This window comes from Diaminobutyricimonas aerilata (assembly GCF_002797715.1).
GTDB classification, from domain to species: domain Bacteria; phylum Actinomycetota; class Actinomycetes; order Actinomycetales; family Microbacteriaceae; genus Diaminobutyricimonas; species Diaminobutyricimonas aerilata.
This window is the reverse complement of sequence record NZ_PGFF01000001.1, coordinates 1,605,237-1,627,366: the sequence shown is the minus strand read 5'-3', so window position 1 is coordinate 1,627,366 and position 22,130 is coordinate 1,605,237. Positions and strand designations below refer to the sequence as shown.

20 protein-coding genes are annotated in these 22,130 nt (G+C 71.5%); 9 read left to right on the top strand and 11 right to left on the bottom strand.

Annotated elements, in window-relative coordinates:
• Positions 1-7: 7 nt before the first annotated feature.
• Positions 8-931: a TIGR01777 family oxidoreductase gene (locus tag CLV46_RS07800; protein ID WP_100364252.1), complete on the bottom strand. Its 924-nt coding sequence runs from the start codon at positions 929-931 to the stop codon at positions 8-10.
• 26 nt (positions 932-957) lie between these two features.
• Between CLV46_RS07800 and CLV46_RS07795 the strand changes: the two genes are divergently transcribed.
• The gene (locus tag CLV46_RS07795; RefSeq protein ID WP_100364251.1) at positions 958-1,668 is read left to right on the top strand and encodes an alpha/beta fold hydrolase; all 711 of its coding nucleotides are present in this window, start codon (positions 958-960) and stop codon (positions 1,666-1,668) included.
• 175 nt (positions 1,669-1,843) lie between these two features.
• Positions 1,844-2,104, top strand: coding sequence for a 30S ribosomal protein S20 (rpsT, locus tag CLV46_RS07790; protein ID WP_100364250.1), 261 nt, complete (start codon positions 1,844-1,846; stop codon positions 2,102-2,104).
• A gap of 292 nt (positions 2,105-2,396) precedes the next feature.
• Here rpsT and holA read toward each other — a convergent pair whose 3' ends face one another.
• From holA to leuS, 4 genes are all read right to left on the bottom strand, one after another.
• Positions 2,397-3,434, bottom strand: coding sequence for a DNA polymerase III subunit delta (gene holA, locus CLV46_RS07785; RefSeq protein WP_100364249.1), 1,038 nt, complete (start codon positions 3,432-3,434; stop codon positions 2,397-2,399).
• A 24-nt stretch (positions 3,435-3,458) separates the two neighbouring features.
• Positions 3,459-5,852, bottom strand: a complete 2,394-nt coding sequence (locus CLV46_RS07780) for a ComEC/Rec2 family competence protein (protein WP_100364248.1) — start codon at positions 5,850-5,852, stop codon at positions 3,459-3,461.
• On the bottom strand, positions 5,849-6,460 hold the full coding sequence (locus CLV46_RS07775) for a ComEA family DNA-binding protein (RefSeq protein ID WP_100364247.1): 612 nt from the start codon (positions 6,458-6,460) through the stop codon (positions 5,849-5,851). The genes CLV46_RS07780 and CLV46_RS07775 overlap by 4 nt, the downstream gene beginning before the upstream one ends.
• A gap of 61 nt (positions 6,461-6,521) precedes the next feature.
• Positions 6,522-9,086: a leucine--tRNA ligase gene (leuS, locus tag CLV46_RS07770; RefSeq protein ID WP_245866636.1), complete on the bottom strand. Its 2,565-nt coding sequence runs from the start codon at positions 9,084-9,086 to the stop codon at positions 6,522-6,524.
• 161 nt (positions 9,087-9,247) lie between these two features.
• On the opposite strand from leuS, the gene CLV46_RS07765 reads away from it, so the two are divergent.
• The gene (locus CLV46_RS07765; RefSeq protein WP_157802267.1) at positions 9,248-9,685 is read left to right on the top strand and encodes an SRPBCC domain-containing protein; all 438 of its coding nucleotides are present in this window, start codon (positions 9,248-9,250) and stop codon (positions 9,683-9,685) included.
• A 10-nt stretch (positions 9,686-9,695) separates the two neighbouring features.
• On the opposite strand, the gene CLV46_RS07760 is transcribed toward CLV46_RS07765, so the two are convergent.
• Positions 9,696-10,979, bottom strand: coding sequence for an anthranilate synthase component I family protein (locus tag CLV46_RS07760; RefSeq protein ID WP_100364244.1), 1,284 nt, complete (start codon positions 10,977-10,979; stop codon positions 9,696-9,698).
• An 11-nt stretch (positions 10,980-10,990) separates the two neighbouring features.
• On the opposite strand from CLV46_RS07760, the gene CLV46_RS07755 reads away from it, so the two are divergent.
• Both CLV46_RS07755 and CLV46_RS07750 read left to right on the top strand, forming a co-directional pair.
• The gene (locus CLV46_RS07755; RefSeq protein WP_100364243.1) at positions 10,991-11,755 is read left to right on the top strand and encodes an aminotransferase class IV; all 765 of its coding nucleotides are present in this window, start codon (positions 10,991-10,993) and stop codon (positions 11,753-11,755) included.
• 10 nt (positions 11,756-11,765) lie between these two features.
• On the top strand, positions 11,766-12,467 hold the full coding sequence (locus CLV46_RS07750) for a DedA family protein (RefSeq protein WP_100364242.1): 702 nt from the start codon (positions 11,766-11,768) through the stop codon (positions 12,465-12,467).
• A gap of 66 nt (positions 12,468-12,533) precedes the next feature.
• On the opposite strand, the gene CLV46_RS07745 is transcribed toward CLV46_RS07750, so the two are convergent.
• The 5 genes from CLV46_RS07745 to CLV46_RS07725 all read right to left on the bottom strand — a co-directional run bounded on the left by CLV46_RS07745 (position 12,534) and on the right by CLV46_RS07725 (position 16,489).
• Positions 12,534-13,451, bottom strand: coding sequence for an ABC transporter substrate-binding protein (locus CLV46_RS07745; protein ID WP_100364241.1), 918 nt, complete (start codon positions 13,449-13,451; stop codon positions 12,534-12,536).
• A 4-nt stretch (positions 13,452-13,455) separates the two neighbouring features.
• Positions 13,456-14,202, bottom strand: coding sequence for an ABC transporter permease (locus CLV46_RS07740; protein WP_100364240.1), 747 nt, complete (start codon positions 14,200-14,202; stop codon positions 13,456-13,458).
• On the bottom strand, positions 14,199-14,882 hold the full coding sequence (locus CLV46_RS07735) for an ABC transporter permease (protein ID WP_100364239.1): 684 nt from the start codon (positions 14,880-14,882) through the stop codon (positions 14,199-14,201). Before CLV46_RS07735 ends, CLV46_RS07740 begins: the two co-directional genes overlap by 4 nt.
• Entirely contained in the window at positions 14,879-15,697 is an 819-nt protein-coding gene (locus CLV46_RS07730) for an ABC transporter ATP-binding protein (protein WP_100364238.1), read from the bottom strand. Before CLV46_RS07730 ends, CLV46_RS07735 begins: the two co-directional genes overlap by 4 nt.
• A 147-nt stretch (positions 15,698-15,844) precedes the next feature.
• Positions 15,845-16,489 (bottom strand): TetR/AcrR family transcriptional regulator, encoded by a 645-nt coding sequence (locus tag CLV46_RS07725; RefSeq protein WP_100364237.1) that lies wholly within the window; start codon positions 16,487-16,489, stop codon positions 15,845-15,847.
• A 157-nt stretch (positions 16,490-16,646) separates the two neighbouring features.
• Between CLV46_RS07725 and CLV46_RS07720 the strand changes: the two genes are divergently transcribed.
• From CLV46_RS07720 to CLV46_RS07705, 4 genes are all read left to right on the top strand, one after another.
• Positions 16,647-17,741, top strand: a complete 1,095-nt coding sequence (locus CLV46_RS07720; RefSeq protein WP_100364236.1) for an App1 family protein phosphatidate phosphatase — start codon at positions 16,647-16,649, stop codon at positions 17,739-17,741.
• Positions 17,738-19,579, top strand: coding sequence for a glycoside hydrolase family 15 protein (locus CLV46_RS07715; RefSeq protein WP_425430421.1), 1,842 nt, complete (start codon positions 17,738-17,740; stop codon positions 19,577-19,579). The genes CLV46_RS07720 and CLV46_RS07715 overlap by 4 nt, the downstream gene beginning before the upstream one ends.
• Positions 19,580-19,927: 348 nt before the next feature.
• Positions 19,928-21,028, top strand: coding sequence for a winged helix DNA-binding domain-containing protein (locus tag CLV46_RS07710; RefSeq protein ID WP_157802266.1), 1,101 nt, complete (start codon positions 19,928-19,930; stop codon positions 21,026-21,028).
• 43 nt (positions 21,029-21,071) lie between these two features.
• Entirely contained in the window at positions 21,072-22,109 is a 1,038-nt protein-coding gene (locus CLV46_RS07705; protein WP_100364233.1) for an FUSC family protein, read from the top strand.
• Positions 22,110-22,130 lie beyond the last annotated feature (21 nt).

The following is a 22,130-nucleotide window of genomic DNA, read 5'->3' as shown; positions in this document are numbered from 1 at the left end:
GGCCGCGTCAGCGCAGGATCGAGCGCAGCGCGGCCTCGAGCGCGGGGTACTCGAACTCGTACCCCGCGGCCTGCAGCCGCTCGGGCAGCACCCAGCGGCTCTTGAGCAGCAGCTCCGTCTCCGTGCGGAGCGCGACGGCGCCCACCTCGAGCATCCAGCGCAGGAGCGGGATGCCGACCGGAACGCCGAGCACCCGGCGCAGCGTCGCCATGAGCTCGCGGTTCGTCACCGGGTTGGGTGCCGCGATGTTGACGGGCCCCTCGAGCTCGTGGGTGCGCAGGAAGCGGACGGCGCCGAGAACGTCGGCGAGGTGCACCCAGCTGAACATCTGGCGGCCCCCGCGGGTGCGTCCGCCGATCTGCGGGCCGCCGAATCCCACCCGGGTGAGTCCGGCGAGCGGGGCGAGGGCGGACCCGTCGCCGAGCACGATGGCCATGCGCAGCGCCACCTGTCGCGTCTCGGGTCGCTCGTGGGCGAAGAACTCGCGTTCCCACGCGGTCGCGACGTTGACCGAGAAGCCCTCGCCGATCTGCCCGCCGCTCTCGGTCATCGGCCGGTCGTCGGCGTGGCGGTAGATGGTCGCGGTGCTCGCGTTCATCCACACCGGCGGCGGAGCATCGGACTGCTCGACCGCGCGGCCGAGCTCCGCGGTCGTGAGCAGTCGAGAGCTGAAGATGTCGGCCTTCGTGCGCTCGTTGTAGCGGGCGTTGACGCTGCGGCCCGCGAGGTTGATCAGCAGATCGGCGCCGTCGACGGCGGCGCGGATGCGGTCGGCATCGCCCCAGCGCACGTCGGCGTCGCGTCGCCCGATGGTCGTGATCGCGGCGCCCTCGGCACGGAGATGCTGCACGAGGTAGCGGCCGACGAATCCGCTGGCCCCCGCCACCACGATCCGGTCGCCGGCTGCGGGATTCTCAGTCTCGCTCGTCACTCTGCACAGGCTATTACGATCGCAGCGTGCCTCCGTCCGTCGTGCTCGTCCACACGCTCCGCAGCTCGTCGACGATGTGGCGGCACCAGCGCGAGACGCTCGCCGAGCACGGCATCACCTCGATCGCCCCCGACCTGCCGGGGCACGGCAGTCGGATCGACGAGCACTTCACGCTCGACGAGGCGCTCGCCACGATCCACCGGGCCGTCACGGAGGCCCCGGGTCCCGTCGTGCTCGTCGGATGCTCGCTCGGCGGCTACCTCTCCGTGCACTACGCCGGGCAGGAACGCCGCGACATCATCGGGCTCATCGCCGCGTCGTGCGGCACCCAGCCGCTGTCGTGGCTGCTCGACAGCTACCGTCTCGCGGCGGGGGCGATCAACGCGCTGCCCGACAAGGGCGCGTCGCTCAACCACGCGGCGGTCACCGCGTTCGTGCGCGACCCGCAACTCGCGCACGACGTCGAGGCCGGCGGCGTCGCCCTCGAGGTGATGGACGACGTACTGCGCGAACTGCACGGACTGGACACGCGCGGATCGCTGCGGCGAATCGAACAGCCCGTGTGGCTCGTCAACGGGCAGTGGGACCATTTCCGGCTGCAGGAGCGCGGCTTCCTCAAGGCGACGCAGCGCGGACGGCTCGTGCGCGTGAAGGGAGCCGGGCACCTCGTGAACGTGTCGAAGCCCGCCGAATTCGACCGCATCCTGCTCGACGCGATCGCCGTGTTCGACCGCTGATCGGTTTCTGGCGGCGTCCGACCCGCGGCCTCTCCGCGCGTCGTTGCCCCGACCCCCATGGCACTGGTAATGTCATCTGTTGGCTTGCGTGTGGATAGAACCGCACGAATCTCGCCGCGACGCGACCCTCTCTCGCCGACCGGCACATCCGCACTCATCGAAAACGAAAGACACCATGGCGAACATCAAGTCGCAGCTCAAGCGCATCAAGACGAACAAGAAGGCCCAGGACCGCAACAAGGCGGTCAAGAGCCAGCTCAAGACCGCTCTCCGCAGCGCCCGTGAGGCCGTCGCCGCCGGCGACAAGGAGAAGGCCACCGCCGCCCTCGTCGTGGCGACGAAGAAGCTCGACAAGGCCGTGAGCAAGGGCGTCATCCACAAGAACCAGGCCGCGAACCGCAAGTCGGCCGTCGCGAAGCAGGTCGCGTCGCTCTGAACCCGGAGCACCGTGCCGAAGGCCCCGTCCGCGAGGACGGGGCCTTCGTCGTTTCCGGGCACACGAGGACGGGGCCTTCGTCGTTCTCCGCAGGTCGCCGACTCGCCGATGACCGGACGTGCGAGACCGCGTCGGAAATTCAGGAGTCGCGCGTCACGACGGCGGTCGACGACTCAGGACTCCCGCCGAGATGCTGGGGTGTTCACGGACGGCGTCGCTGGGCGCAGCACGTGACTCCTGAATTTCCGACATCGGGGCGCGCGACCGGCGAGTGGTGAGCGGGGAGGTGGGGTCAGAGGCCGCGGGAGCTGACGACGGTGATCATGCGCTCGAGCGCGTACACGGGGTCGCGGCCGGCGCCCTTCACCTGCGCGTCGGTGTCGGCGATGAGCACGATCGCCCGGCCGATGCCTTCCTCGCTCCAGCCGGCGAGGTCGCGGCGGGCCCGGTCCACCTGCCACGGGGCGAGGCCGAGCCGACCGGCGATCTGACCGGAGGGACCGCGTTCCCCGGCGACCTTCGCCATGGTGCGCAGCTTCGACGCGAACGCGGCGACCATCGGCACCGGGTCGGCACCCGAGGCGAGGGCGTGCCGGAGCAGCACCAGGGCCTCACCGAGGCGTCCGGCGATCGCGGAGTCGGCCACGCGGAACGCGTTCGTCTCGACCCGGCCGCCGTAGTAGGTGTCGACGGTGCGCTCGGTGATCTCGTCGACCGCGGCGTCGGCGATGAGCTGCTGACAGGCGGAGGCGAGTTCCGCGAGGTCGTCGCTGAACGCCGAGACGACCGCCCGCAGCGCGCCGGCGGTGATGCGGCGGTTCGCGGCCGCGAACTCCGCGGCGGCGAACTCGTACTTCTCGGAGTCCTTCTTGAGCTCCGCGCAGACGATCTCGACGCCGCCGCCCGTGCCCGAACGGATGGCGTCGAGCAGCTTCTTTCCGCGCACCCCTCCCCCGTGACGCAGCACGACGGTCGTGTCCGGGTCGGGCGACTCGAGGTAGGAGAGCGTCTCGCTCAGGAAGGCGTCGGTCATCTTCTCGACGTTGGAGACGCGGATGAGACGGGGCTCCCCGAACAGCGACGGGCTCGCGAGGGTGATGAGTTCCCCCGGCGCGTACCCGCCCGCGTCGATGTCGGACACCTCGAGGCTCGGGTCCTCGGCGCGCAGCAGCTCACGCAGCGCCCGGATGGCGCGATCGGCGAGGAACGACTCGCTGCCGGTCACGAGCACGATCGGCGCGGGCCGGAGTCGGTCCCAGGTCAGCTGAGGGATCGCGACCTTGGCCGACGCCGCCCGACCGGACGATCCACGTGCCGTTCTCGTCGCCACCGGGCTCCTTCCGTCCCTCCCAGCCTACGGGGACGCACCGTCACGCTCCCGCCACACTGCGATGCCCGAGTGGCCCGGCGACACGAGGACGAGCCCGTCCCGATCCGTCCGGGTGATCGCCGTGGCATCACCCGCGAGCAGCGCCAGCAGTTCCTCCGTCGGGTGTCCGTAGCCGTTGTCCGCCCCCACGCCGATGAGGGCGAGACGCGCGGACGCGGCGTCGTACAGGGCCGGGCTCTGATCGCGCGACCCGTGGTGCGCCACCTTGACGACATCGACCGCCGGCACGGCGCCCAGGCGCAGCAGCCCATCCTGCTCCTCCTCGCCGAGGTCCCCGAGCAGGAGCGCGCTGAGGCACGACGGACACGCCCGGCCGGGCCCGACGTGCAGCACGACGCTCGCCGCGTTGCCCGGCTCCACGGCGCGCCGCGGCGACGGCCACAGCACGCGCCAGTGCAGTCGCCCGAGGGTCCCTTCCTCGCCCCGCACCACGGGATCCACGCGGGCCCCCGCCGACGCGAACCGGTCGAGCAGCGCAACGTCCTCCGCGGTGTCGGGCGGGCCCGCGAGCACGCGGTCGACGCGGCCGATGAGAGCGTCGGCACCGGCGACGTGGTCCCGGTCGAAGTGGGTGAGCACGAGCAGCGAGACCCGCGCGATCCCGAGCGTGTCGAGACAACGCGCGACGCGATCGGGATCCTCTCCGACGTCGACGACGGCGACCGCCGGACCGTCCCGGATGAGGGTCGCGTCGCCCTGGCCGACGTCGCACGCACCGTACTGCCAGTCGCCTGGCAGCCGCATGCGACGCACGAGCGGATCACCCACGAGGGAGCCGATCGCGAGGGCGGTGACGAGGACGAGGGCGACACCGGCGACGCGCCGGGAGCGCCCGCGGGCGAACACGACCACACCGGCAGCGAGAGTGATGGCGGTGAGCACGCCGACTCCCACCCAGCCCTCGAACCAGGGCAGCTGAGAGCCGGGGGCGGTCGCGAAGAACCGCGCGACCGCCGCGATCCACGCGGACGGCGCCCAGGCGACGGAGGCGAGCAGCGTGGCGATCGGCGGGACGAGCGGATGCAGCACGCAGGCGAGGAGCCCGCATACGGTCGCGAGCGGCGCCGCCGGGCCGGCGAGCAGGTTCGCCGGCACGGAGTACACGGCGACGGACGGCTCGAGCAGCACGACGACGGGTTGGCAGACCAGCTGCGCGCTGATGGGCACGGCGAGCACGAGCGCGACCCCGCGGGGCACGACCCGGGCGAGCCGCTCCGCGAGCGGCGGCGCGAGCACGAGCAGGGCCGCCGTCGCGAGCACGGAGAGGACGAACCCGTATTCCCGCGCGATCCACGGGTCGGCGAGCACGAGCACGAGTACCGCGAGGGCGAGCACCGGCACGCCACGGGAGGACCGCCCGCTCCAGCCGGCGAGGAGCACGGCGGCGCACATCACACTCGCGCGCAGCACGCTCGGTTGAGGCGTCACGAGCACGACGAACCCGCCGAGCACCACGACCGCCGCCGCCGAGCGCACACCGCGTGGCGCGCCGCAGGCACGCGCCGCCGCGAGAACGAGGCCGACGACGACGGCGCAGTTCGCTCCCGACACCGCGGTGAGGTGACCGAGCGAGGCCGCGGTCATCGCCGCGTCGAGCGTCGGGTCGAGACGCGACGTGTCCCCGATGGCGAGACCGGGGAGCAGCGTGCCGCCGTCACCAGGGAGCGAGGACGCGAGCGTCGTGAATGCAGCCCGGAGGGCGTCGGCACCTCCGACCACCGGCGCGGCCGCCGCCCGCTCGCTGAGCTTCCCGTCGGCGAAGAGCAGGAAGGCGGCCCGGTCCCCCGGCACGGCGCGTTCGACCCGCACCCGTCCCTCGAGCATCACGCCGATCCGGACTCTCGCATCCGACCGCTCTCCGGGGTCTCGTTCCGCGCGTCCGAACGCGACGGCGGGCACCGCGACGGGCGTCCACGACCCGTCGACGGCCCGCACCGCGACGATCGAGACGGCGAGGTGCCGATCGCCGACCGCGGGCGTCTCCGTCACCTCGACGCGCGCCTCGATCGCGCCGCGCTCGTCGGCCGCCTGGATCAACGCCTCGACCTCTCGAGGTTCCGCGTGCAGCCCCACGGCGCCCGCGCCGAGCGACACGCCCACGAGCGCGAGCGCCACGAGCGCGCCGCGGGCACGTGCGAGCAGGAGCAGGAGCGACGCACTCACCGCCGCGGCCACGGCGACCACGACCGGGAGCGCGGGGGCGCCATCGACGACACCGATGAGCAGTCCCACGCTGAGCCACGCGGCGACCGCCGGCACGACGAGACGGAGGTCGTCGGCGTGTCGCGCGCCCGTCGGGTCGCGCCCGGGCCCGGCCGTGGTCCGCCCGCCCCGGCGCCGCAGTGCCGGGAGGCTCACACGGTCACCCGATCGCGCAGGCCATCGAGGGTCTTGTCTCCGATGCCGCTCACCTGGCCGAGGTCGTCGACGGAGCGGAACGGCCCGTTCGCGTCGCGCCAGTCGACGATCCGCTGCGCGAGCTCGGGCCCGACCCGGGGCAGGGTCTCGAGCGCCGCGACGTCGGCGGTGTTCAGGTTCACCCGGTCGTCCGCGACCGGCGGGGGTGCCCCGGCGGGAGGCGCGGCGCCCGCCACGGGGATCACGAGTTGTTCGCCGTCGGCGACGAGCCGGGCGAGGTTCAGGGCGGCCTGGTCGGCGTCCGGCGTGAATCCGCCGGCCGCGGCGACGGCGTCGACGGCGCGGTCGCCCTCGCGCAGCTCGTAGAGCCCGGGGCGGTTGACCGCCCCGAGGATGTGGACGAAGACGACGGCCGCGCCGTCCGAGCCCGTCGCCGGATTCGTCGCGGACGTCGGCGCACCCGCATCCGGTGCGAGCACCTCGCTGCGCCCACCGGGGGCGAGCAGCGACAGCAGGACGGCGACGCCGAGGCCGAGCAGGCCGATGACGATGACCGCGCCGACTCCCGCGCGCACGCGCGGCAACCGGTCGCGGTCGGGATCCGTCACACCGCGACGCTAGGCGGGCCGCCCGTCGACGACGGGCGGCCCGGATGCGGTTGTGGAGGGGTCAGCCGCGCGTGGCGATGTTGACCAGTCGCGGCGCGCGCACGATGACGTTCACCACGGTGCGGTCGCCGAGCGCCCGCTGCACGGGGGCCGACGCCTTCGCGAGGGCCTCGAGCTCCTCGGCGGAGATCTTCGGCGACACCTCGAGCCGGTCGCGCACCTTGCCGTCGACCTGCACGATCGCCGTCACCGACTCCTCGACGAGGAGGGTCGGGTCGGGCTTGCGCCAGTGCACGAGCGAGACGGTCGGCTGGTATCCCAGCCGCTGCCACATGTCCTCGGCGGTGTACGGCGCGAACAGGCTCAGCGCCACGGCGATGACCTCGGTGGCCTCGCGCACGGCGGCGTCGCCGCCCCCGGCGCCCGAGTCGATGACCTTGCGCGTGGCGTTGACGAGCTCCATCAGCCGCGCGACGACGACGTTGAACTTGAACGCCTCGACCAGGCCCGGGGCTTCGGCGAGGAACCGGTGGGTCTGACGCCGCAGAGCCACGTCCCCCGTGCGCCATTCGATCGACGGGTCGCTCGTCACGTCGCGGGCGAGCCGCCAGGCGCGCGCCAGGAACTTCGCCGACCCGGCCGGCGACACGTCGGCCCAGTCGATGTCGTCCTCGGGAGGCCCCGCGAACGCCATCGTGAGCCGCACCGCGTCGACGCCGTGCTCGTCGAGCTGGTCGGAGAGCCGCACGAGGTTGCCGCGGCTCTTGCTCATCGCGGAGCCGTTCATCTGCACCATGCCCTGGTTGAGCAGGGCGCTGAACGGTTCGGTGAAGCTCACGTAGCCGAGGTCGAACAGCACCTTGGTGATGAAGCGGGCGTAGAGCAGGTGCAGGATGGCGTGCGTCACACCGCCGACGTACTGGTCGACGGGGGCCCACTTGTCCGCCTCGCGCGGATCGAACGCCTGGGTGTCGTCGTTCGGCGAGAGGAACCGCAGGAAATACCAGGAGCTGTCGACGAAGGTGTCCATCGTGTCCGCGTCGCGCAGCGCCGGCGTGCCGTCGAGCGGGTTCGTGGTCTCGACCCACTCCTTCGCGGCACCGAGCGGCGACGAGCCCTTCGGGGTGAGGTCGAGACCCGCGGTCGGCGGCAGCTCGACCGGCAGCTGGTCCTCCGGCACGGGCACGAGGGAGCCGTCCTGGGCGTGGATGATCGGGATGGGGGTGCCCCAGTACCGCTGACGCGAGATGAGCCAGTCGCGCAACCGGTAGGTCTTCGCGGCCCGCCCGACCCCGCGCGATTCGAGCAGCTCGATGACGCGCTTGATCGCGTGCGACTTGCTCAGCCCGTCGAGCGGACCGGAGTTCATGATCCGTCCGTCGCCACTGAGCGCCTCGCCGGTCACGGCGGGGTCGATCGAGGGCAGGTCGGGCAGCACCGGGACGCCGTCCGCATCCGTCTCGATCACCGGGATCGCCCCGGTCACCGGCGCGGTCGTGTCGACGACCACCCGCACGGGCAGGTCGAACCGGCGCGCGAAGTCGAGGTCGCGCTGGTCGTGCGCCGGCACAGCCATGACGGCGCCGTGTCCGTAGTCGGCGAGCACGTAGTCCGCCGCCCAGATGGGCAGCCGCTCGCCCGTCAGCGGGTTGATGGCGTGACGGCCGAGGGGTACCCCGGTCTTCGGGCGCGACGCGTCCTGCCGGTCGATCTCGCTCGTGCGCTTGACGGTGTCGAGGTACTGCTCGAACGCGGCCTTCACCTCGTCGTCGGCATCCGCGACGAGCTCGGCGGCGAGGTCGGAGTCCGGGGCGACGACCATGAAGGTCACGCCGTACAGGGTGTCCGGGCGGGTCGTGAAGACGGTCAGCTTCTCGTCGCGACCCTCGACCTCGAAGTCGACCTCGGCGCCGGTCGAACGGCCGATCCAGTTGCGCTGCATCGCGATGACCTTCGACGGCCAGCTGCCCTCGAGCTGCTTCAGGTCATCGAGCAGCCGATCCGCGTAGTCGGTGATCTTGAAGTACCACTGCGTCAGCTGCTTCTTGGTGACGAGGTTGTCGCACCGCTCGCAGCGTCCGTCGATGACCTGCTCGTTCGCGAGCACGGTCTGGTCGAAGGGACACCAGTTCACCCAACTCGCCTTGCGGTACGCGAGGCCCTTCTCGTACATCTTGAGGAACAGCCACTGGTTCCACTTGTAGTAGTTGGGGTCGCTCGTGTGCAGCACGCGATCCCAGTCGAAGGATGCGGCGTAGCGGCGCATCGAGGCGCGCTGCTGGGCGATGTTCGCGTCGGTCCACTCGCGGGTGTCGAGCCCGCGCTTGATCGCCGCGTTCTCGGCGGGCAGGCCGAAGGAGTCCCAGCCGATGGGGTGGAGCACGTTGAAGCCCTGCTGACGCCAGTACCGGGCGATGACGTCGCCGAGCGCGTACGCCTCGGCGTGGCCCATGTGCAGGTCGCCAGACGGGTACGGGAACATGTCGAGCACATACTTGCGCGGGCGCTTGTCTCCGGGGTCGCTCGTGCGGAACGGCTGGAGCTCGTCCCACACGGGGAGCCACTTGTCCTGCAGGCGGGCGGGGTCGTACACGTCGTCGGCGTGGTCGTGGTCGTGCTCGGTCACGGAACTCTCATTCGCTTCGGGGTCGGGCTCCCGGCCGGCGATCGCCACGCTCGGGGCCCGGGTCCAGAGTAGCCAACCCTCGGGGTGCCCCGGATGTTCCGCCCTTGCGCCGGAGGACATCCAACTGCAATGCTGGGGTTGCAGACTCGGGAGGAGCGGACGTGGACGACCTGGTCATCACTCGCAGCATCGACATCGAGGCCGAACGCGGACGCGTCTGGCAGACGCTCACGGATCCGAGCCTGCTGTCGCAGTGGTTCGGCGACGGGGCCGAGTTCGAGCTCCGTCCAGGCGCCCGCGGGCGGTTGATCTGGAATGAGCACGGAGTGTTCGGGATGCTCGTCGTCGCGGTCTCCGAACCGGACTCGGTGACCTACCGGTGGACGAAGGATTCCGACGTCGAGGTGACCGACGACAACTCGACCGAGGTCACCTTCACGCTCGAGGAGGCGCCGCTGGGGACCCGCGTCACCGTGATGGAGCGCGGGTTCGAGGTGTATGGCGACGGCGCCCGGGCGCAGTTCGAGGGCGACTCGGAGGGGTGGGAGACGGAACTCGCGGAGCTCCGTGAGCTGCTCGAGCGGCAGGACTCGGTCTGACCGACGCGGCTCAGCGGCTGCCGAGCACCTCGAGCAGCACGCGGGCCTTGAGCTTCTTCTCCTCGAGCTCCTCGAGGGGGTCCGACGGGGCGGTGATGCCGCCGCCGGAACCCACCCGCGCCACACCGTCGGCGAGCACGATGGTGCGGATGGTCATGGCGAGCTCGGCGGGTCCGTCGGCGCGGAGGAACCCGAACGCGCCCGCATACGGCCCGCGGGGCCGCCGTTCGAGCGCATCGAGCAGTTCGACAGCGCGACGCTTCGGGGCGCCCGTCATCGATCCGGCGGGGAACACCGCGCGCACGGCATCCACGGTCGTGCGTCCGGACGCGAGCCGTCCGGTGACGGTGCTGACGAGCTGATGCACCTGCGGGTAGCTCTCGACGTCGAACAGCGACTCGACCGCGACGGAGCCGACCTCGCACACCCGCGCGAGGTCGTTGCGCATGAGGTCGACGATCATGAGGTTCTCCGCGCGTTCCTTGTCGCTCGCGAGCAGTTCGTGCCGCAACCGGTCGTCGACGTCGGCACGCGGATCCCGGCGTCGGGTTCCCTTGATCGGGCTCGTCGACACGCGGCCATCGGCTCCGATGCTGAGGAACCGCTCCGGGGAGGCGCTCAGGAGGGCGACGTCCCCGGTGCGCAGGAGGGCCGCGCGGTGGCTGGGGCTGCGCTCGCGCAGCCGCACGTACAGGTCGAGGGGATGCTCGTCGGTGGCGACGCGCGCCTCATCCGTGAGGCAGAGCTGGTACGCGTCGCCGCGCCGGATGGCGGCGAGGCACTCCCCGATGGCGGCGAGATACGACTCGTCGTCGGTGCGCCAGTGCGCCGGCCGAAGGGTCGGTGCGGCGCGGGGTGCGACGGGGGCCGCGTTCCGCAGTGCCGTGACCGTCTCGTCGCGCCAGCGCAGGGCCTCGGGCGTCCACGCGTCGCCGGCGACGATGAGCTCCACCGTCCTCGTCGCGTGGTCGAAGCGGATGAGCCGGGAGACCTCGAGCAGTCCCGCGTCCGGCAGGTCGGACTCCGACAGTGCGGGCAGTTCGAGCGTGCCGCGGGCGTATCCGTAGCCGAGCCAGCCGACCCATCCGAGTACCTCGGCGCCGGGAGCGCGCTCGAGGACCGAGAGCGGGTCGGGGCCGACGACCGGCGTGCCGCCGCCGAGGAACGTGCGGCCCGGCTCGCCGGGTCGAGGGGCGGCGGTGTCGAGCCAGAAGGAGTGCGGGTCGTCGCGGTGGAGCGCCGCGTAGGCCGCCGCGGGGTCGACCCAGGCGACCGGATGCCTGAGGACCCGCATAGCCTGAGTCTATGAGCGCGCCCCTGCGATGGATCGACGGAGCCCTGGTGCCCGACGACACGTGCGACACCGAGGAGGCGGAGACGCTCGTCGCGGACTCCTGGATCGTGCGTGACGGGCGCACCCTCGCGATCGACCTGCACCGGCGCCGCTTCCTCGACGGTACGCCCGCCACCGAGCGCGCGGAGGCCGCCCGGGTGTGGGATGCCGTGGTCGCGTCCGTGCCGGAACGGGGCGACTGGTTCCCCCGTATCGAGGCGCGACGTCGCCGCGGAACGATCGGCTTCGCCGCGTGGCTCCGACCGGCGCCTGAACGCTCGAACTCCGTGGTGCTCGCGACGCACGACGGCGCCGACCCGCGCAGACGACCCCGCGTGAAAGGGCCGGATCTCGCCGCCCTCGGCCGGGCGCGCGCGGCCGTGCAGGCGCGCGGGGCGGGCGAGGCCGTGTTGCTCTCACCCGAACGGTTCGTCGTGGAAGGCGCCTACAGCTCGATCGTCTGGTGGCGTGGCAGCGCCCTGTGTGTCGTCCACGCCGGATTGGACCGAGTCGACAGCGTCACCGAACGCGTGCTGCGCACCATCGCGACCGCGTTGCGCATCGAGGTGCGCGAGGAACTCGTCACCCCCGACGAGCTCGACGGCCTCGAGGTGTGGGCCCTGAGCGCGCTGCACGGTGCCCGGCTCGCGACGGCATGGCTCGATGGGCCGCAACTCGCGGCCGAACCCGGGCGTCTCAACGCCTGGAACGCGCGCCTGGAAGCGCTCCGCAAGTAGGGTGTGAGCCGTGGTCAACGACATCCTGAGCTGGATCCTCGGGGTCGTGGACAGCGTCGATCCGGTGCTGCGGATCGCCCTCGCCGGCCTCGCCATCCTGCTCGAGACGAGCGTGCTCATCGGGCTCGTCGTGCCGGGTGACTCGGTCGTCATCGTCGCGAGTCTCGCGACGCCCAACCCGTTCGACAACCCGGTGCAGTACCTCGCACTCATCCTGGTCGTGATCGCCGGTGCCCTCGCCGGCGAGAGCATCGGATTCGCGCTCGGACGGTGGTTCGGACCCCGCATCCGGTCGTCGCGCATCGGGCGCCGCATCGGCGAACACAACTGGGTGCGAGCCGAGAACTTCCTCGACCGCCGCGGCGGCATCGCGATCTTCGTCTCGCGGTTCCTGCCGGTGCTGCACTCGCTCGTGCCGCTCACCGTGGGGATGAGCGGCATGCCGTACCGCCGGTTCATCGCGTGGACCGCGCCCGCGTGCGCCATCTGGGCAACGGCCTACGTGACGGTCGGGGCGACGGCGGGCGGCGTGACACGCACCCTCATCGCCGATCAGCTGCACTACGCGGGCTATGTGTTCGTGGCGATCATCCTCGGCTTCCTGCTGGTCGCCTGGCTCGTGAAGCTCGCCCTCCACCGGCTCAACGAGCGCCACATGGCCCGCGCGGGCGACGGCGATCCCGACACGCGCGACGATATCCGCCGCAGCTGAGGGCCGCCGTAACGAGTCGCGGGGCGGACGCTCGCGCATCCGCCCCGCTCTGTTCGATGGGTCCGCTCAGTCGAGCAGGCCCTTGTCGGTGAGCCACTCGGTCGCGATGTCGTCGGCCGACTGCTCGTCGACGGTGCTCTTGACGTTGAGGTCGACGAGGTCCTCGGCGGTCATCGCCTCGCTGATGGCGTTGATGACGTCGGAGATCTCATCGGCCACGTCGGCGTTCGCGATCGGCACGACGTTGGACGCGAGGAAGAGCCCCTCGGGGTCCTCGAGGGTCACGAGGTCCTCGGTCTGGATGCGGGGGTCGGCGCTGTAGACGTTGGCGATGTCGATCTGGCCCTCGACGAGGGCGTCGACGGTCGTGTCACCGGTGGCGTTGAAGCCGACCGTGACGCCGTAGACGCTCTGGAGGCCGGCGGGCCCGTACGGGCGCTCCTCGAGCTCGGCGTTCCCGCCGAGGGTCAGGTCGGGGATGCCGGCGAGGTCAGCGATGCTGGAGACGCCGTTCGCCTCGGCGAACGCCGCGGTCACGTTGTAGGAGTCCTGGTCGGTCGCCGCGCTCTGCTCGAGCGCCGTGAGTCCCTCGGGAAGAGCCTCGGTCAGGGCGGAGTACACCTCGTCGGGCGTCGTGGCCGTCGCCTCGGGGTCGTAGAACTGCAGGAGGTTCCCCGTGTATTCGGGGAACAGGTCGACCTCGCCGCTCTCGAGCGAGGGGATGTAGGCGTCGCGCTGTCCGATGTTGAACTGACGTTCCACCTCGAGGCCGGCGTTCTCGAGCGCCTGGGCGTAGATCTCGGCGATGATCTCGTTCGAGTAGTAGGCCTGCGAGCCGACGACGATGGTCTCGTCGTTGCCCGCGCCGCCCGATCCGGTGTCCGGGGCCAGAGGGTCACCCGATGCACACCCTGCCAGGGCCAATGCCGCCCCGACCACGACTGCACCGAAGGCGAGCCGGCCCTTGTTCCTTGCTGTGTTCACTGATTCATCCTTTTCCTGTCACGGCGGGAGTCCCCGCCCCCGCGCGACGCCGGGATGACGTCGAACGGTCGTCTTTCACACGGCCCGCGGTCACCCCGCGCGGCACGACGAGGTGCTGCGTGAGGGCGAACACCGTGTCGAGGGCCAGCGCGAGGGTGGCGATGAGCAACGCGCTGCCCAGCATCTCGTCGTACGTGCGCAGGCTGATGCCGCGGAACAGGTAGATCCCGAGCCCACCGAGACCGACGTAGGCGGCGAGGGTTGCTGTCGCGACGACTTGCAGCGCGGCGCTCCTCAGACCGCCGATGAGCAGCGGCAGCCCGAGCGGAATCTCGACCTTGCGGAGGATCTGCCACTCCGTCATGCCCATCGCCCGGGCGGCGTCGATGGTGCGCCGGTCGACGGCCTCGACGCCCGCATAGGCGCCCGCGAGGATCGACGGGATCGCGAGCAGCACGAACGCGATGACCGCCGCGAGCGGTGCGCGGGTCGTGCCGATCAGCAGCACGAGCAGGAGGATGAGGCCGAAGGACGGCAGAGCGCGCGCCGCCCCCGAGAGGGCCACGGCGATGTTCCGGCCCCGTCCGGTGTGGCCGATCACGTATCCGAGCGGCACGGCGATCGCCGCCGCGATGATGACCGACAGGAAGGTGTAGAACAGGTGCTCCCCGAACCTGAGCGGAATGGGGTTGCCGCCCTGCAGCCGATCAGGCGAGAACAGCCACGCGAGCGCGTCGGCGATGAGGTTCATACCTGCACCGCCGTCACGACCCGGGCCGAGGGCGACGGGGTGAGCGCCGACGCGCGGGTCCACGGCATGAGCAGACGTCCCGCGAGGACGAGCATCAAGTCGAACAGGAGCGCGAGCAGCATGGTGCCGATCAGTCCGGCGAACACCTCGACGAGGATCCCGCGCTGCAGTCCGTTCGTGAACAGGTAGCCGAGGCTCTCGACCCCGATGAGGATCCCGACGGTCACGAGGCTCACGGTGCTCACCGCGGCCACGCGCAGGCCGGCGAGGATGACCGGCCCCGCGAGCGGGAACTCGACGCCCCAGAACCGGCGCCAGGGACCGTAGCCGACCGCGGTCGCCGATTGTCGCACCGCCGGGTCGACCGAATCGAGGGCGTCGGCCACGCTGCGGGCGAGGATCGCGACGGCGTAGATCGTGAGAGCGATGGTGATGTTGAGTTCGCTGAGGAAGCTGATGCCGAGCACGGGCGGCAGGATCACGAACAGGGCGAGCGATGGGATCGTATACAGCAGTCCGGCGACGGTGAGGAGCAGGCCGCGCGTGAGCCGGAAGCGGAACGCGAGCCAGCCGAGCGGGATCGAGATGAGGAACCCGAGCACGATCGGCGGGATGCTCAACCGCACGTGCTCGACCGCGAGCTCGAAGATGAGGTCGAGGTTCCCGACGAGCCAGTTCACGGCGTCTCCGTCAGCACACCCGCCGGCCGCCCGTCGCCGTCGACGAGGACCCGGCGCCCACCCACCTCGCGCACGCGCAGCTCGCGCTTGCCGCGGTCTGCGCCGATGAAGGTCGCGACGAAGTCGTCGGCAGGCGCCGCCAGGATCTCGGCGGGAGTGCCGCGCTGCGCGATCCGTCCGCCCTGCTGCAGGATCACGACCTGATCGCCGAGCAGGAACGCCTCGTCGATGTCGTGGGTCACGAACACGACCGTCTTGCCGAGGGACTGCTGCAGCCGCCGCAACTCCTGCTGCAAATCGGCGCGCACGATCGGGTCGACCGCCCCGAAGGGCTCGTCCATGAGCAGGATGTTCGGGTCGACGGCGAGCCCGCGCGCCACACCGACGCGCTGCTGCTGGCCCCCGGAGAGTTGACTCGGGTAGCGATCGGCCATGGCACGGTCGAGACCGACCGTGTCCATGAGCTGGAGCGCCCGCTCGCGCGCCTGCCGCTTCGGCGTCCCGTTGAGCAGGGGCACCGTGGCGATGTTGTCGACCACCTTGCGGTGCGGCAGCAGGCCCGAGTTCTGCATCACGTAGCCGATGCGGCGACGCAGTCGCACCGGGTCGATCTCGAGCACGTTCTCACCGTCGATCTCGACCGCCCCGCTCGACGGGTCGACCATGCGGTTGATCATCCGCAACAGCGTCGTCTTGCCGGATCCGGAGGACCCGACGAGCACGGTCGTCTCCCGGGATGGGATCACCAGGGAGAAGTGTTCGACGGCGACGGTGCCGTCCGGGAACTCCTTGCGGACGTCACGGAACTCGATCATGGGCGGTCGGTCCATTCCTCGCGGGCTCGTCGGCCGAAGAGCCGATAGTCAGGCCAACGATATTCGGAACGACCGACATTCCCGATGGGTCGAGTCTTCCGAAGGATCCCCTCAGCCGGAAGTCCCGCGTCTCGACGACGGCCCCGGTCAGACCCTCCCGAAATGCTGCTCGAGCAGCACCCGCACGCCGCTGCGCACCTGATCGAGATACCGCTCGTCACCCTTCGGGTCGGTCACGAAGGCACGCGCGACCAGCGCGTCGGACACCTCGATCGCGACGTCGAAGGCGAACACCGTCGCATCGTCGGTGGGCAGCTCGAACCGCTCCGCGAGCGCCTCGAAGATCACGCGCGCCATCGCGGAATTGGCCGTCTCGGACGCGGCCCGCGGGTACAGGTCGATGACGTCGCCGAGGCGGATCGACCGGAACCCCGGCTCGGAGCGGAAGGCATCCACGAACACGCCGAGCACGCCGTCCATCGCCTCGAGCCATGTCGAGTGTCCGGGGTCGATCACCTCCGCGCGCACCCGATCGGCCATCCGCTCGAAGTTGCGCTGCGCGAGGGCCTGGAGAACGGCGAGCCGGTCCGGGAAGTAGCGGTAGACGGTACCGATCGATGCTCCGGCGCGTTCGGCGACCATGGCGGTCGTCAGACGTTCGAACCCGATCTCCGCGATGACGGAGGCGGCGGAATCGAGCAGCGCAGTGAGACGCGCAGTGCTGCGCGCCTGGACGGGTTCATTGCGGATCTGTACGGCGCCCGGGATTGAGGGAGTGACGGGTTCCGGCACGGAAGCTCCTTATCTGAAATGTGGGCTGAGTCTATTACGCCCCCGAAGCGGGGGCGTCGCCACCGCTTCCCCCGCCTTCGGGTGTCGACCCATCGGTCGACCCCCGTGCCGGTCGTGGCGGTCCTCGACGCACGGACGGGCGTGACAGACTGGAGACATGGCCCGGTCCGCTCGCGATGTCGCGCACTCGGCGGAGCCGATCCTGCATCGCGCCGCCCGCATCGAGGACGCGTTCCACGATTTCCGCGAACGCCGGGGCCGTCGTCGCGGTCTCGCCGCCACGATCGTGCCCTATACCGGGTACGGCAGCACCAAGTGGGTGCGCGTGCTCGGCCGCGTCGTGCTCACGCGGCCGGTGCAGGACGCCGGGGAGCCGCGCTACGCCTCCGTGCGCGGCTGGCGCAGTTTCTGGAGCATCCCGGTGAAGAAGGCCGCGGTCCGCGTGACCGTGGGTGGCACCGAGCACGTCGTCCACGCCGACCGGGGAGGCGTCATCGACGCCAAGGTCGAGGTGGAGATCGAGCCCGGCTGGCAGAGCATCGAGTTGCGGGCCGACGGCGCCGAGCCCGTGAGCGCGCCCGTCTTCATCGTCGATCCCGCGGAACGCTTCGGCGTCATCTCCGACATCGACGACACCGTCATGGTGACCGCGCTGCCCCGCCCATTCCTCGCCGCCTGGAACACGTTCGTACTCGACGAGCACGCCCGCCGGCCCGTCGCGGGCATGGCGGTGCTCTACGAGCGCCTCGCCCGCCAGCACCCGCGTGCCCCCGTCATCTACCTCTCGACGGGCGCCTGGAACGTCGGACCGACGCTCACCCGCTTCCTCTCCCGCAACCTGTATCCGCCGGGCTCGCTCCTGCTCACCGACTGGGGGCCGACCCACGACCGCTGGTTCCGCAGCGGGCGTGAACACAAGGTCGACAGCCTCAGACGCCTGTCGCGCGAGTTCCCCGACATCCGGTGGCTGCTCATCGGCGACGACGGGCAGCACGACGAGGAGATCTACGGCGACTTCGTCGCGGACCATCCCGACAACGTGGCGGCGGTCGCCATCCGGCGCCTGTCGACCGGCGAAGCCGTCTTCGCCGGTGGGCGCACCCGTGCGGAAGGCGTCGACCGGCACCGTGCACCGTGGGTGAGCGCCCCGGACGGCGCCGGACTCGCGGATCAGCTCTCGGATGCCGGCCTGCTGCCGGGCGGGGCCGTCGGCCCCGATCTGGAGAACCCGCAAGCGCCCGCCACCGACTGAGGCCCAGCCGCACGCGCGGTCCCACCGGTCTCCCTGCGCGTGACTGGCAGGATCGTCACGTGCCCCACAAGATCGAGGACTACGCCCTCATCGGCGACTGCCATACCGCGGCGCTCGTCGCGCGCAACGGCAGCATCGACTGGTTGTGCCTCCCCCGCTTCGACTCCGATTCGGCGTTCGGCGCCCTGCTCGGCGACCCGGACCACGGCCGGTGGCTCCTCGCACCCGTCGACCCCCGGGCGCGAAGCACCCGGGAGTACCTCGAGGACACGTTCGTGCTGCGCACGGTGTGGTCGACCTCGACCGGAGAGGTCGAGGTGCTCGACTTCATGCCGCACGGCGACCGCCGGGCCGACGTCGTGCGGCGTGTCCGCGGACTGCGCGGCACGGTACGGATGCGGCAGGAGCTGCGCATCCGCTTCGGCTACGCGACGGCGTTGCCGTGGGTGCGGCAGGTCGACGAAGGTGCGGCGACGACCTCGCTCGTCGCGGTCGCCGGGCCCGACGCCATCGTCGTGCGGGGCCCGCGGCTCACCGCCCAGAACCACGCCCACGTCTCCGAGTTCGACGTGGACGAGGGCATGACGGTGGACATCCCCCTCACCTGGTACCCGGCGCACCGCGAGCCGCCGCCCATGGCCGACATCGACGAGCAGCTCGAGGCGACGGTGAGCTGGTGGCGCGGGTGGGCCGGGAGTGCGCAGGCTCCCGAGCGGTACTCCGACCTCGTGCGTCGTTCGCTGCTCGTGCTCCGTGCGCTCACCCACGAGGACACCGGCGGCATCGTCGCCGCCGCGACCACGAGCCTGCCCGAGGACGAAGGCGGCACGCGCAACTGGGACTACCGCTACGTGTGGCTGCGGGACGCGTCCTTGACCCTGCAGGCGCTCATGTCCCACGGCTTCGAGAGCGAGGCCGAGGAGTGGCGCAGCTGGCTGCTGCGCGCGATCGCCGGCGACCCTGGCGACGTGCAGATCATGTACGGACTCTCCGGCGAGCGGCGGCTCACCGAGTTCGAGCTCCCGAGCCTGCCCGGGTACCGCGGCGCCTCCCCCGTGCGCCTCGGCAACGGGGCCTACACGCAGTACCAGGGCGACGTGTTCGGCGAGGTGATGGTCGCCCTGCACAACGCCCGGGAGCTCGGCATCGTCGAGAACGAGTTCTCCTGGTCGCTGCAGCGCGAGCTGCTGCGTCACGTGGAGAACGTGTGGCGCCGCCCCGACAACGGCATCTGGGAGATCCGCGGCCCGGAGCGGTCGTTCACCCACTCCCGGGTCATGCTCTGGGCAGCCTTCGAGTACGGCGTCCGCGGCGTGCGACTGCATGGGCTCGACGGCCCCGTCGCCCGATGGGAACGGGTGCGCGACGAGATCCGCGACGAGATCGAACGGGAGGGCTACAACGCGGAACTCGGGCACTACACGCAGTACTACGGCGGCACCGAGGTCGATGCGGCGCTGCTGCAGATGCCGCAGGTCGGCTACCTCTCGCACGGGGACGAACGGATGCGGCGCACCGTCGCCGCGATCGAACGCGAGCTGCTCGTGGACGGTCTGCCGCTGCGCTACCGCACCGAGAGCGGAGTGGACGGGATTCCCGGGGACGAGCATCCGTTCCTCGCGTGCGCCTTCTGGCTCGTCGAGCACTACGCCCTCGACGGCCGCCTCGACGAGGCCATCGCGCTCATGGACCGGCTGGTCGGTTTCGCCAACGACGTGGGTCTGCTGTCCGAGGAATTCGACACGCGCACCGGCCGGCAGATGGGCAACACGCCGCAGGCGCTCTCGCACCTGGCGCTCGTGCGAGCGGCGGACGCGATCGCCACCGCGGGAGGCTGAGCACTTCTGTTGACGGGCGTCGAAGCGGGTGTTACCTTGAGCGTGCCCGACGTCGTGTCCCCCATTCGGCGGACACGGCGGAACTCCCCCGTGCACGCGCGTCACGGAGGGTGAACCACCGAGAGAAGCCGGACAGCACCGGCACCGTCCGCCCGCCGCACCCGCGGCGCCCCTTGCTCACGGCCAGCGCGCCGTGACCAGATCGGATCGACGGATCCCCGTCGTGCCGAGATGGCCGTCACGTCGCTGCGACGCTCGTCTCGCCTGACCCGCCTTAGCGGCGTGCGAGCGTCGTGGCGATCTCGACGCGTCGTGGCCGGTGTCGGCGGAGGCCGCGATACTGGGCGGATGAGCAGTCGCGTCGACGACCTCCGGCGGATCACGCGGTGGCGCCTGCGCGCCCAGTTGCTGCATCCCACCTCCGCGTCCGACCCGGTGGACGCGGTGCGCCACCTCCTCGCGCTGCAGGGTCAGGACCACGGCGGAGTGCTGCTCTCGGCGGCGCTACGCGCCCCCGGTTCCAGCACCGCGGCCGTGAGCGCGGCACTCGAGAGCGGACGGCTCATCCGGTCGTGGCCCCTCCGCGGCACACTGCACCTGCTGAGTCCCGACGATGTCGCCTGGATGCTCGACCTCACCGGCGACCGTGAGGTGCGCGCGTCCGCGACGATCCACGCGCAACGCGGCCTGGACGACGCCGTGCTCGCCGCCGCGGAACGGGTGATCCTCGCCGAACTCGCCGGCGGTGCCCGCACCCGCCCCGAGTTGTTCGCCGCGCTCGAACGGGCGGGCATCGACCCGGCCGGCCAACGCGGCTACAACATCCTGGTCTGGCTGGCGCTGCGCCAACGGCTCGTCGTGGCAGCGCCGAGCGGGAAGCAGCAGTCGTTCCGCGCGTTCGAGCACGCGGTGCCCGATCCGCGCCGCCTCGAGCGCGACGACGCGCTCGGCGAACTCGCCCGGCGGTACTTCCGCGGGCACGGTCCCGCCACCGAACGCGACCTCGCCCACTGGAGCGGGCTTCCGCTCACGGACGTGCGCCGGGGAATCGCCGTCGCCGGCGACACCCTCACCCGGCTGGCGATCGACGACACCGAGTACCTCATCGCTCCGGACGTGCTGGACGTCGTGGATCCGGCTCCCCCGGTGCTCCTCCTGCCCGGTTTCGACGAATACCTGCTCGGCTACGCCGATCGTTCCGCCGCGCTCGACCCGGCGCACGCCGACGCCGTCGTGCCCGGGCGTAACGGGATGTTCCGGGCCACCGTCGTGCGCGACGGCCGGGTGGTCGCGCTGTGGCGACGCCGCGAGACGCGCGCCGGATTCACGATCGAAGTGGAGCCGCTGCCCGGAGCCCGGCAGCCGGCGTCCCGCGCCCTCGCGGCATCCGTGGATGCATTGGGCCGTGCGCTCGGGGCACCCGCGCGGCTCGCGCGGTCCGAGGACTGACCGGTCGCACCCGGCCGGCCGCGGGCGCAACTAGCCTGGGTGCGTGAGGGCCGTCCCGTCGTTGCGCACCGCGAAGCGGGCACCGTTGTTGCAGGTGCTCAAGACGTCCGCCGCGGCGATCGTCGCCTGGCTCGTCTCGGTGATCGCGCTCGACCAGCCGCTGCCGATCTTCGCCGCGATCGCGGCCCTGCTCGTCGTGCAACCGAGCGTGACGCAGTCCCTCACGAAGGGGCTCGAGCGCTCGGTGGGGGTCATCGGCGGGGTCGTGCTCGCGTACCTCGTGGGGCAGTTCCTCGGCAACGCGAGCTGGATCGTCCTGTCCGTCATCGTGGTGTCGCTGCTCATCGCCTGGGCGCTGCGGCTGGGTCCGGGCTCGACGAACCAGATCCCGATCAGCGCGATGCTCGTGCTCGCGATCGGCGACCAGACGCCGGCCTACGCGCTCGACCGCATCATCGAGACGATCATCGGCGCGGGTGTGGCGCTCATCCTGAACGCGCTCATCGTGCCCCCGGTGCTGCTGCGCCCCGCGCACCTCGCGATCTCCCGCCTGCTGCGTGAGACCGCGGATGCCCTCGACGCGTTGTCCGCGGCGCTCCGGATGCCCGTCGACGCGCCGACCGCGGAGCGGGTGCTCGAACGCGCGCGGAGCCTGCGTCCTCTTCGCGACGCCGCCGCCGACGCGGTCGCGGCCGGCGAGGAGAGTCTCGCGTTCAATCCGCGGCGCTCCCGCCACCGCCGCGTGCTCGAGAACGACGCCGAACTGCTCGCCCGCCTGTCGGCGCTCGTGACCCGGGTCATCGGCATGGCGCGCGCCCTGCGCGACCACCGCGATCCGACCCTCCATCGCGAGGCGACGGTGCAGGCGATCGCCACGGAGCTCGAACGTGCCGCGCACGACCTGCGCCTGCTCGATCGCGACCCCGACGGCGAACCGCCCACGGTGACGGCGGAACTCCCCGCGTTGACGGCTCCGCTCGCGGTCGCGACACCCCACCCCGAGCACTGGATCCTCATCGGCTCCTTGCTCGAAGACCTGCGGCGGGTGCGCGAGGAGATCGTCGGCGGCCGAGACAACTGAGCCGTTGCTCACCCGCCCCTC

Coding starts and splice junctions, on each gene's coding strand:
- CLV46_RS07740 (WP_100364240.1), bottom strand. CDS start 14,202: ATGAACCTCATCGCCGACGCGCTCGCGTGGCTGTTCTCGCCTGATCGG.
- CLV46_RS07730 (WP_100364238.1), bottom strand. CDS start 15,697: ATGATCGAGTTCCGTGACGTCCGCAAGGAGTTCCCGGACGGCACCGTC.
- CLV46_RS07760 (WP_100364244.1), bottom strand. CDS start 10,979: ATGCGGGTCCTCAGGCATCCGGTCGCCTGGGTCGACCCCGCGGCGGCC.
- rpsT (WP_100364250.1), top strand. CDS start 1,844: ATGGCGAACATCAAGTCGCAGCTCAAGCGCATCAAGACGAACAAGAAG.
- CLV46_RS07710 (WP_157802266.1), top strand. CDS start 19,928: ATGAGCAGTCGCGTCGACGACCTCCGGCGGATCACGCGGTGGCGCCTG.
- CLV46_RS07720 (WP_100364236.1), top strand. CDS start 16,647: ATGGCCCGGTCCGCTCGCGATGTCGCGCACTCGGCGGAGCCGATCCTG.
- CLV46_RS07755 (WP_100364243.1), top strand. CDS start 10,991: ATGAGCGCGCCCCTGCGATGGATCGACGGAGCCCTGGTGCCCGACGAC.